Annotated in this window: 9 protein-coding genes and 1 tRNA gene; 5 read left to right on the forward strand and 5 right to left on the reverse strand. The window is 43.0% G+C overall.

Going from position 1 to position 11,601, the window contains the following annotated elements:
* The first annotated feature begins 6 nt into the window (after positions 1-6).
* Together Q0081_RS22580 and Q0081_RS22585 are read left to right on the forward strand one after the other, a co-directional pair.
* Positions 7-1,230: a 1-acyl-sn-glycerol-3-phosphate acyltransferase gene (locus tag Q0081_RS22580; RefSeq protein WP_298358946.1), complete on the forward strand. Its 1,224-nt coding sequence runs from the start codon at positions 7-9 to the stop codon at positions 1,228-1,230.
* A gap of 337 nt (positions 1,231-1,567) precedes the next feature.
* Positions 1,568-4,135, forward strand: coding sequence for a cation-translocating P-type ATPase (locus Q0081_RS22585; RefSeq protein ID WP_298358948.1), 2,568 nt, complete (start codon positions 1,568-1,570; stop codon positions 4,133-4,135).
* 73 nt (positions 4,136-4,208) lie between these two features.
* Here Q0081_RS22585 and Q0081_RS22590 read toward each other — a convergent pair whose 3' ends face one another.
* A complete protein-coding gene (locus Q0081_RS22590) occupies positions 4,209-4,994 on the reverse strand; it encodes a DUF1080 domain-containing protein (RefSeq protein WP_298358973.1) in 786 nt (261 codons plus the stop codon).
* Positions 4,995-5,086: 92 nt separating this feature from the next.
* On the reverse strand, positions 5,087-5,983 hold the full coding sequence (locus tag Q0081_RS22595) for a DUF6454 family protein (protein WP_298358951.1): 897 nt from the start codon (positions 5,981-5,983) through the stop codon (positions 5,087-5,089).
* Positions 5,984-6,224: 241 nt separating this feature from the next.
* Here Q0081_RS22595 and Q0081_RS22600 point away from each other — a divergent pair, with 241 nt between their 5' ends.
* On the forward strand, positions 6,225-6,866 hold the full coding sequence (locus tag Q0081_RS22600) for a YdcF family protein (protein WP_298358956.1): 642 nt from the start codon (positions 6,225-6,227) through the stop codon (positions 6,864-6,866).
* 48 nt (positions 6,867-6,914) lie between these two features.
* On the opposite strand, the gene Q0081_RS22605 is transcribed toward Q0081_RS22600, so the two are convergent.
* Both Q0081_RS22605 and Q0081_RS22610 read right to left on the reverse strand, forming a co-directional pair.
* Complete coding sequence (locus Q0081_RS22605; protein ID WP_298358959.1) at positions 6,915-8,408, reverse strand: LptF/LptG family permease; 1,494 nt, start codon at positions 8,406-8,408, stop codon at positions 6,915-6,917.
* A gap of 110 nt (positions 8,409-8,518) precedes the next feature.
* Positions 8,519-8,911, reverse strand: a complete 393-nt coding sequence (locus Q0081_RS22610) for an START-like domain-containing protein (protein ID WP_298358962.1) — start codon at positions 8,909-8,911, stop codon at positions 8,519-8,521.
* A gap of 187 nt (positions 8,912-9,098) precedes the next feature.
* Here Q0081_RS22610 and Q0081_RS22615 point away from each other — a divergent pair.
* A tRNA-Met gene (locus Q0081_RS22615) sits at positions 9,099-9,172 on the forward strand.
* 224 nt (positions 9,173-9,396) lie between these two features.
* On the opposite strand, the gene Q0081_RS22620 is transcribed toward Q0081_RS22615, so the two are convergent.
* Positions 9,397-10,575 (reverse strand): phage integrase central domain-containing protein, encoded by a 1,179-nt coding sequence (locus tag Q0081_RS22620; protein WP_298358964.1) that lies wholly within the window; start codon positions 10,573-10,575, stop codon positions 9,397-9,399.
* 569 nt (positions 10,576-11,144) lie between these two features.
* On the opposite strand from Q0081_RS22620, the gene Q0081_RS22625 reads away from it, so the two are divergent.
* A partial coding sequence (locus Q0081_RS22625; RefSeq protein WP_298358967.1) for a DUF6088 family protein occupies positions 11,145-11,601 on the forward strand: 457 nt, incomplete at its 3' end.

An 11,601-nucleotide genomic window follows, 5' to 3' on the forward strand; every position in this document is an offset into this window, starting at 1 on the left:
AGTGCTATGAAGCAAAAGAGCCTTTTTTACAATCTTCTTCGTTCTTACGTCCGTTTTTGGCATAATGTTATTTTTTATCGTAAAGTGGAAATCAGGAATTACCCTAAAGACTTACCTTCCAATACTCCCCTTTTAATTGTCACCAACCATCAAAATACGCTGATGGATGCGTTGGCGGTGGTGCTCAATGTCGGAGCCCGTCAACCGTATTTTTTGACCCGCGCCGATCTTTTCAAGAAGGATTTTGTACGAAAACTGCTCATGTCCTTAAAAATGCTGCCGGTATATCGCCTCCGCGACGGCATGGACGAAATGCAGCAAAACGATGAAATATTTCAAACCTGCGTCAATATTCTGAGCAATGGCGGCACACTGGCAGCTTTTCCCGAAGGCAATCACGGCGTACAATATCATTTGCGTCCTTTCAAAAAGGGGCTGGCTCGTATTGCTTTTAAAGCAGAAACGGAGCATAATTGGAACGTTAATCTGCAAATTCTCCCTTGCGGTCTGTACTATACGCACTGTCAAAAAATGGGAGAACGTCTGATACTGAATTTTGGAGAACCCTTCAAAGTCAGGGATTTTCGGGCTGAATACGAACAGAATCAACCCCGCACACTGACCCAAATTACCCGTCGAATGTCGGATGATATCAAATCACTGATGCTGCATTTTGACGACCTTCCTAACCACGATACGCTCAAATGGCTGACCGATTTGGAGCTGCGCAAAGAAGGTGATACCATTACCAACGTTCGTCGCAAAGCAAATGAATTGGCACAACTGCGCCAACAGGATATAACAGCTTACGACAGGCTGATGGCAGAAACCACCGCCAAACGTGAGGATTTAGCACAACAAGGCATTGAAGCTGAGATTTACGGACAACCTCAGCCCTCTGTTTCCTTGTTGATAATAAACACGTTAGCGTTACTTCTGACTTCTCCCATTGCCTTTTACGGGTGGATTAACAGCGTTATCCCCTACTCCATTCCGTTTATTTTTACCAAAAAACTCAAAGACCAACAGTTTTCCAGTGCCTTTCGTATCGTATTCTTTGCGCTCATTACCTTCCCTTTTATTTGGCTGATTCAAATCGGTATTGTGTGGGGAATGACAGAAGCCAAAACAGCGGCTTTGTACGCACTTACCCTCCCTTTCACCGGTCACTTCGCACACCGTTGGGCGCGTTGGTGGAGCACAACTGTTCAGCAATGGAAATTGCGGTAAACGCAACGGCGATTGAAAACCAACAATGCGTACGACAACGGTCGGTATTCGTGGGAATACCGACCGTTGTCGTTTTTTGACGAGTTGTCAACTACTTAACGAAGTCCGGCTTGAAAATTTCATTGTGTTAGACAAAAGAAAAGGTGGGGAAAAACACAAACAGAATGGGTAAAAAACGGAACATACAAGGAATGTAGGAGATTTGAGGGTATAGATTTACCAAAATTCGACAGGATTCCATCCCCCTTCCTATCCTCTCTTCAAAATATTCAGCTAATTTTAGTGAATCACAAAATAGTATCACTCCACGCTTTCAATCATTTTTAACAAAACACCTATGAACCCAAATTGGCATTTACTCCCCAACGAAGAAGTTCTAAAACAAAACAACACCACCATTGATGGGCTCAACGCTTCTACTGCCCAAGACAAACTTGAAAAAGAGGGTCGAAACGAGTTAAAAGCGAAAAACAAACGCTCTCCCGTCGTTTTATTTCTTCAGCAATTCCTGAATGTAATGATTCTGGTGCTGGTAGGCGCGGCAATCGTTTCGGGGATCGTGGGTGACATTTCCGATACGTATGTCATTTTGGGGATTATTATTCTCAATTCCGTCATTGGCTTTGTGCAGGAATACCGCGCCGAAAAAGCCATGGAGGCATTGGGCAAACTGGCAGTACCGACGGCTAAAGTCATTCGTGACAAAAAAACGATAGATATTCCTTCTACTGAGTTGGTGAAGGGTGATATAGTACTGCTCGAAGCGGGCAATACCGTTCCAGCCGATGTGCGTTTGCTGGAAGTTCATTCACTGAAAATTGAAGAAGCGGGCCTGACGGGGGAATCACTGCCCGTGGATAAAACCGTGGAACAACTAAAGGAAGAAGATTCCTCTTTGGGCGACCGCACCAACATGGCTTTCAGCGGAACCAACATCACCAACGGGCGGGCTACGGGAGTAGTGGTGGCTACCGGAATGGAAAGTGAATTGGGGAAGATAGCGGGCATGTTGCAGGAAGAAGGCAGCGAAACGCCCCTCCAAAAACGCATGGCCGAATTTGGCCGACGACTTACGGTTATCATACTCATTCTCTGCGCCTTGCTGTTCTTGGCAGGTTATTTACGCGGTGAAGAAATCGGTAAAATGCTGCTCACTTCCATTTCGTTGGCCGTAGCAGCCATTCCTGAGGCTTTGCCTGCCGTCATAACTGTTTCGTTGGCGTTGGGAGCGAGTCGGTTAGCTAAGAAAAACGCACTGGTTAGAAAATTGTATGCCGTGGAAACACTTGGCTCCGTGACCTTTATCTGTACCGACAAAACAGGTACTTTGACCAAAAACAAGATGGAAGTAAAAGAGACTTGGTTGCAAAATGAAAACGACCGAACTCCTCTGTTGCGAGCCATGACACTCAATCAGGATGTAAAACTGCAAAATAAAAAACTCACGGGCGACCCGACAGAAATCGCCATGCTCGAATACGCCCAAACACAGGATAGCTTTGAGAAACGCTGGGTTGACGATGATAAACGTATTCATGAATTACCTTTCGATTCGGAACGAAAGGCAATGACCACGATTCACGAATACGAAGGAAAATACTATGTATTTACCAAAGGTGCCGCCGAATCCATAGCCCCAATCACTGTCGGCGAAGATGAACCCATTCAAAAAGAGGAAGAGCGAATGGCCGCCGCCGGAATGCGTGTGTTGGCCTATGCTTCCAAAGTTCTGGATACTTTACCCAATGAAATCAAAATAGAAGAAATTGAAAAAGACCTTACCTTTTTGGGTTTGGTTGGATTGATAGACCCGCCAAGAGAAGAAGCAAAAAAAGCCATCTCAGAATGTAAATCCGCAGGAATAATTCCCGTCATGATTACCGGCGACCACCCGCTTACTGCTGCCACCATTGCCCGCGAAATCGGTATTTTGGACAATGACCAACAAAAAGTGGTCACAGGTAAGGAGTTGGAAAAAATGACTGATAAAGAGTTTAAAAAACAGGTGCTGGACATTCGGGTGTACGCACGTGTATCGCCCGAACAAAAACTTAACATTGTCAAAGCGCTACAGGACAAGGGACAATTTGTTTCCATGACGGGCGACGGTGTCAATGATGCACCTTCGCTCAAACGCGCCAACATTGGCATTGCCATGGGAATCACGGGCACGGACGTGACCAAAGAAGCAGCCCACATGATTTTGTTGGACGATAATTTTGCCACCATCATCAAAGCCGTTCGGGAAGGGCGTCGTATTTATGATAATATCACGAAGTTCATCAAGTACATTATGACGGGAAATGCGGCCGAAATTTGGAGCATTTTTCTGGCACCGCTCATCGGACTGCCTATTCCTCTGCTTCCTGTTCATATTTTATGGATCAATCTGATTACGGATGGTTTGCCGGCGTTGGCACTTGCCGCTGAGCCTGCCGAGAAAGGCCTCATGACACATCCTCCGCGTGAACCTAAAGAGAGTATTTTTGCCAATGGCTTAGGAATTCATATCATTTGGGTAGGTCTGCTAACCGGGATATTGACCGTAGGCACTCAATGGTATGAACTAAAGTCAGGGGATAAACACTGGCAAACGATTGTATTTACGGTATTGTGCATGAGTCAGCTTTGCTATGTACTGGCCATTCGCAGCCATAAAGAATCGTTATTCACGCAGGAATTATTAAGCAATAAAACCTTACTGGGGGCAGTAGCCCTGACGGTAAGTTTGCAGATGGCCGTGATTTATGTACCTTTTATGAATAAATTTTTTCATACTCAACCTCTTACGTGGCAGGAATTAGCCGTAGCTTTTGGAGTTTCCAGCCTTACCTTTTGGGCGGTAGAAGTAGAAAAAATAGTAAAGAGAAGAAAAATAAAAAAGACTGGAAGAGTCAAAAAATAAGACTTGGAATGTTTTAAAAACACTCCAAGTCTCAACCATAACAGTGGACTGTCGACTATTGACCGTGGACCACTTAAAAATCCGTATTAGCCTCTTTAATATCCATTTTTTGAATCCAGATGTTACGGTAAAGCACATCGTGGCCTTCGGCTTGGAGTTTGAGGCCACCCGGTGTATCAGTGATTCCTTTTCCACCGTCGTTTCCACCGTCAATTCCTGAGTTAGGTCCACCCCATACTTGGCTGATTTTTTGGTTCTTGTGTACTTTTTTGCCGTTAAAATACAGCGTTACCATCGGTTTTTCAACGAGTTTTCCGTCCTTAAAACGAGCCGCACGGAACATAATATCGTAGGAATTCCACTTACCAATCCCATTATACGCATAGTATGGAGAGGGAGATTCGTTGATAACCGCCGCCATTCCGTGTGAAGTGGTATCGCCGTCGAGTACCTGAATTTCGTACCGATTTTGGAGATACACACCGCTATTGCCTCCTTTTTTGGAAATGTAGAATTCTACATGTGCCCGAAAATCCTTGAACTTATCGTTCGTTACAATATCGGCAGAGCCATATTTTCCACCTGCGGCGGCAGGGTCATTGGTATTTACTGCCGTTCCTTTATCGACGGGGTCATTGACAATAAACCACTTAATGGGGAGCGTAGCCGCCAAACGCGGACCATCCCAATACGTCCATTTTTCGTCGAGCATCTTGCGCGAGCCGTCAAAATAAACTTCAGCTGTTTTTGGCGCTTTTACCCCTACTCCCACTTGGGCTTTGATTCGAGTGGATATTGCGAAAGTAAGAAGTAGACAAACTACGAGTATCGGACGGTGTTGAGCAACGAACTTCTTCATCATTTAGTCAGTTTTTGGTTTAACAAGTTGTAACCAAAAGCACAAGACCGGCCAAATCTTTAACGATGGGGAAAGATTTCTTAGGATTCCTCTCAGTTCACCACTGCTTCATACACAAAAAGCGTTGAGGCATCATCATCGTCAGGCACAAAATACGCCCGAAGACCATCAGGAGTGGTTTCTATCCAAAAGGGATTGTTGGTCATGGGGGCACCTGTGGGAGACCAAAGCGACAACGGCACTTGGTGTATGGGGCGATTATCCGCTAAGTTCACCACTTCCAATCCTCCCAAACGAAAGGCAACAGCGTCGGGCGAAGTTTTGTAGCTGTGAAGCCCTCCGCACAGCATCTTATGTTGTCCAATGTAATGACAATCCTGATAATCAATGTAATAGGATGGATTGTTGATACGAATTTGGTCAGGAGAAACCGTCGGATTGGTGACGTTCCCGTTTGCATTCAATTTCCACCGATAAAAACTGCGCGAACCCCAACTTACTCCATTCAGCGTATTGGCCTCTGTATTGTGCACAATACCTCCAATGTGCTCTTCAAAACGCATTACCTCCGTGCCTTTCATCGTTTTGGGGTCTACTTTATAAACAATGGAACGGCTGTTTGGGCGGTATTCCGCTACGGGCACCCAAATAAATTGCCCATCAAAATCAATCCCTCCAGGATGATAGATTAAGCCTTCGCCCAAGGAAATTTTAGCGGTGAGTTTACCTGTCGCATCAAACTTAAAAAGATGTCCGATGCCTTCGCCTCCGTCGTTGTTTTGGCGTTTGCGCGTCACTTCTACCGAACTCATAAAAAAATAGTCTCCGATTTTTACCATGCCTTGCGGATGGAAACTTGGGAAATGAAGTTTTACCGCCGCTACCTGTTTCCACGGAGTATCGGGGCGCAGCTTAACAATCTTCTCGGCGAGTGGTGTTTGTGCATATAAATGTGCGCAAAATAATAGAGAAACGAAAAGGCTTTTCATGATTAAATGGGCTTGTATCGGCTCTTTATGAAGTTACTTGCACTTTGAAAATTCAACCTCATCCCTAACCCTTCTCCTTTCTGGAGAAGGGGATTTAAAACCCTCTCCAGAAAGGAGAGGGTAGGGTGAGGTTGAACTTTGCAAGTAAAATCATAAAGATTCCTTGTATCTCACTAAAAGCGATTAAAAGGGTAAATCTTTCTTTATTTTTGGCTCAGAATCCTATTCCTCAAAAAACACAATGCTTAAAGAAACTCTGAAATTAGCACAAACACTGTGGGATTATCACCACGTCAATCATACACTCGAAAAATCGGACTGCATTTTAGTATTGGGAAGTCACGATTTACGCGTAGCCGAACGGGGAGCGGAATTGTATTTGGAAGGTTGGGCGCCTCTGTTGGTTTTTTCAGGAGGACTCGGACGGCTGACGCAGGAGATTTGGTCGGAGGCGGAAGCTGATAAATTTGCTTCCATTGCAGTGGCAAAAGGAGTTCCAAAAGACGCTATTCTGATTGAAAACAAATCAACCAATACGGGCGAAAATATCCTTTTCACTCAACAACTGTTCCGAGAGAAAAACATTGACCCTCAATCCTTTATTGTAGTTCAAAAGCCATACATGGAACGGCGAAGTTATGCCACTTTCAAAAGACATTGGCCCAACAAAAAATTGCAGGTTACTTCTCCCCAAATTTCGCTGAACAACTACCCCAACGAGGAAATTTCCTTGGAAGAAGTCATTCATATCATGGTAGGTGACCTTCAGAGAATAAAGATATACCCCGAAAAAGGATTCCAAATTTTTCAGGAAATTCCCGATGAGGTTTGGGAGGCTTATGAGAAGTTGGTTGAATTAGGGTATAATTCTCATTTGATATAGCGATAAACAAGTTGCAAAAGGCAAGTGGGCAAAATGCAAAAAAAGTGATTATGCTTTGGCTAATTTCTTTTTTAGCAAGGCTCTCTGCTCCCATTTTGCCCGAATCCGTTCCCACCAAATGATGTAAATATCTTTATCAAAGATACGTGAATCTTTCAGGGCACGATCGGCAAAATAAATACCCACAAATATCAACAGGGTATTGGAAAACCAAGCGCCGAAAGGCACCCATACCAGACCATCTTTCGCCCATTTATCGCCTTGCAGCGTGAGTACATACGAAAGGATAAAAAACAGTACCGACACCAAAACAGGAATCCCAAAGCCGCCTTTTTTGATAATAGCACCGAGCGGAGCCCCCAGCAAAAACATGACAAAGCAAGAAACCGCCTGGGTGTATTTGTGGTGCATTTCCAAATCATACCGATACCATGCCTTGCCTTTTTCAGCAATGTAGGTTTTGTTGCTTTGTTCGTACGTTTTGATATTTTGGGCCTGATTTAAGGCAGTGGCTATTACCTGTTCTTTTTCAGAAGGAAGCTTGACAGCCTTCTTTTTGAGCAACGAATCTACCCATTTTCCATACTTTGGGGCGGTTTTGGGGATGAGGTTTTCGACCCGAAACGCATAACTGAAATACTGCTTTGATTGACTGAAAAGTCCGTCCTTTGTTTTCTTGTATTCCTTTTTTAAAGAATCAGCCACTTTCCGAAGCTCTCGGGCATTTTTCATGTACTCGTGGTACTGAAATTGATTCTCGTCGGTGCGTTTAAGCCCAAACGACTCTAAGCTTACCACCATTTTGTAATGGTCGAAATACGAACGGGTAAACTGTCGATTGTCGTTGGAAGCAAAGGAGTTTCCGGTTTGCGCTGTCTCCGAATATTGATTTCCCCGAAACAACTCAAAGATCAAGTAGCTATTTTCATTGATAGTGTACATTAATCCGGAATCGGCCAAAATCACTTCCCGATTCCCTGCGTTGTAATCATTGGTAGGATGTCGATAAATGACCAGCCCTTTGAGGCTTCTATCGTTGGGCACCGGAAATTTTTTATCAACCTTAATATTATAACCCGGCAAGTCGTTGTAAAAAATCCCTTCCTTGATATTCAGCGTCGCTTTGGCGGTTTTGATGTCGTAGAGCAGACTATAGCCCTTCAGGTTGGCCCACGGAGCCACTTCATTGTTGTACCAAAATGAAAAAATGGTTATCATCCCCACCATGACCATCACCGACCGCATGGCACGCCACGTAGAAATTCCCGCACTTTTGATAGCCGTTAATTCAAAATACTCGCCTAAGTTCCCAAACGTCATCAAGGAAGAAAGCAAGACCGCCAAAGGCAGCGCCACGGGAACCGTGATTAAACTAAAAAAAACTAAGAGTTTAGCATAATTTAACAAATCAATGTCTTTTCCAACGAGTTCATTGAGGTATTGAGAAATGAGTCGCATTAAAAAAATGAAGACTACAATGCACAACGTCAACACAAACGGCCCTAAAAATGACCGTAAAACCAATTTATCAATCTTTTTCATACTTTCATTCCAATGTTATCGCTTATGGGTCAATCATTAGTGGTAAAATACACAATTTATCACATGATTAACAATCCATCTCAGCGACGGACTTCAGTTAACAACTTGCATTAACTTCCGACAATTTCTTTGAGGCTATCTATTAAACCGTCCCAAAGGTCACTAAGTTCTTCACTATCGGTGTTTACTGAATAATCGGTGATGCGCAGATAGGTGGAGCCTGTGAGGTCACTGACGTCAATTTTAAACTCAATGTAATTGTTGTCACGATTGCTTTCGCTGGTATTAATAAACTCAAATTTTACGCTTTTATTGAGTCTCAGCGAGGTTTGTTCGGCAAAATGACTCTCTTTATCCCATATAAAATCAAAGGTATGGTCGGGTTTAATATTGACTTTATCACAAAACCACTGTGAAAGTCCGGAGGCTGTGCTCACGTACGGGAACAACATTTTAGGCGAAGCCCGTAACTCGTATTCGTTTGAGTATTTAAATTTTTGCATAGTTTTTGGCATTGTTAAGTGTTAAAGGCTAAAGACTAAGGAGTTAAAAGTCAGTCAAAAATCGGCTCCTTTTAACGTTTAACTTTTCCATTCCCAACAACGGGGCAAAATAGAAACTTCCTGCAATTATTCAAAATCTGTTTGCGCATTAAAATTTTTTCTACTACTTTTGCACCACCAAAACGATGGCGGGGTAGCTCAGATGGTTAGAGCGTAGGATTCATAACCCTAAGGTCGGCAGTTCGATCCTGCTCCCCGCTACACTGACTATCAGGCCGTTACAGCAAAATCTGTAACGGCTTTTTTTATGTTGGTACAACATAGGTACAACAAATAGCCTTTTGGGAGCGAAAAGTTACGTTGGTATGCGCCATTCCGGAGCAAACCCCATCATGTCAAAATTTTTATGTGATTTTTTTATTGACAGGTAAAAAACATTTTAGCCATATAATAAAGACAACACTAATCATCCTGACAACGTCGTTTCATCGTGCTTTGTCAATATAATCCGCATATTCCTGCATCATTTTTATACGTTGCGGCAAAAACTGTGCGCGGTCATAAGCGCGATCAACACCACTTTTCGGGACGTGCGCGAGTTGTCTATCGGCAATATCATGAGGGTAGCCCAATTTTTCTTTTAATATCCCTAAGGCCAGGGATCGAAATCCATGACCTGTCATTTTACCATTATAGCCCATCCGCTTGATAGCAATAAGCATCGTGTTTTTGCTCATATACTTTCTTGGGTTGTAATAGCCGGGAAAGATGAATTCCCGTTTTGAATTCATTTCTTTCAACTCCCGAAAAATCGCCAGCGACTGTTGCGATAACGGGATCATATGTGGAAGGTTCATCTTCATCCGTTCAGCAGGGATAACCCACATCGCTTTGTCAAAATCTATCTCTTCCCATCTTGCTTCGACAAGTTCACATGTTCGCACAAATGTGAGAAGCAATAATTTTAGAGCCAGAAAGGTCTGACGATTAACATGATTCTCATAACCATTGAGACAGGATAAAAATTGAGGAAACTCATCGACAGAAATAGATGCGTAATGCCCTCTTTTAAATTTTTTCATCGCAGCCTCTAAGCCATAAGTAGGGTCACTCTCTGCCCTGCCGGTAGCAATGGCATATTTAAATACGTGGCTGCATACGGCCTTCATTCTACGAGAAAGATCAGGGGCTGTTTTTTCAATCTTTTGAAGGCAGTTCAGCATCATCAGCGGCTTTATATCTGCCAGCGGAAAACTGCCCAAAGACGGAAATATATACTTCTCAAAACGGTGTTTAATGATATTGGCATGTTTTGGGTTCCACAAAGGAATCTGCTTCCCATACCATTCCATGGCCATTGATTTAAAATCCAGTTTTTGGGTCAAAGCCTGCGTCTGAGCAGCCTGCAAACGTTTCAAGACGGGATCAATACCAACCTTTATTTCTTTTTTTAACTCATCCTTCGCCTTACGGGCATCCGCTATTGAAACAGCGGGGTATGCACCGATTGAAATTCGTTTTTCCCTTCCATGGATTCGATATTTCAACCGCCAATATTTGGTCCCGCTCGGGGTGACTTCAAGGTATAACCCTTCCCCGTCTGCCATCTTATAAGGCTTGATTTTAGGTTTCGCTACCTGACAGGTCATATTTGATAAAGCCATTTTACAACCTCTGATTCGAGTTGCTGAGAATTTCAATAGCCATGGGCAATTTCATGCCCCCAATCATGCCCCCAACTTTGGTTACTGTGGGTATATGATAGGAATATATTGATAAAGTCGTTATAACATTAACGTGTTGCGAAAATTGAATAATTCGCATTTTGGTAATGATAAATAATGTCAGTAAAAAAATGATTGGTGCCCGTAGCCGCATAGACATTTTCTCTCCAAGTGCCTGAACTGGCTACGATTGAAACGGATTATTATTCTGAGTGCCCCCAATGATGCCCCCAAAGACTGATAATGTCCGTGTAACATATATTATCATCCGGCTATTCTTTATGCAACTAATCCTTTCACCTTGATGCATGGTCAAAAAAGCTGCCGATGCCATGTTTAAGCTATAATCAGGCCGAATTTTAAAAGAATTAAGCATGATATTTCAATACAATAAATAACTGACCAATCTTAAAAAGGACCTTTTACAGAGGTAAGCTTTAATATTTATTTGTCCAGTTTTTTTAATAATAAACTGGACAAACTTAGTATATTTTTGGTAACATTGCCCTATGAAAACATCTAATTTCATAGCATTTACAATAGAGCGGCTTCCCAAGGGCTATGTTTTTACCTATACCGATTTTATGACTGAGGTAAACCGGAAAGAAGCGGTGATAAAAGCCCTTAACCGTATGGTGCAAGCAGGCAAAATCGCTAAACTCTCAAAAGGCAAATACTATAAACCCGAAAATACCGTTTTTGGCCCTCTGCTTCCCAACCAAAATCAGATAGTCAAAGACCTGCTCGAAGAGGATGGAAAGATTACGGGATACCTGACCGGTTACAGCATCTATAATCAATTGGGTTTAACTACCCAAATCAGTAACACCATCCAAATCGGTAAAAGAGACATACGCCCGGCCTTTCAAAGGGAACGTTATACGATTTCGTTTATGAAGCAGAAAAATACCATTACCAAAGATAATATTCCTCTGCTGCAAATTTTGGATGCCATTCGCAATATCA

Source organism: Runella sp., assembly GCF_027484545.1.
Lineage (GTDB): Bacteria > Bacteroidota > Bacteroidia > Cytophagales > Spirosomataceae > Runella.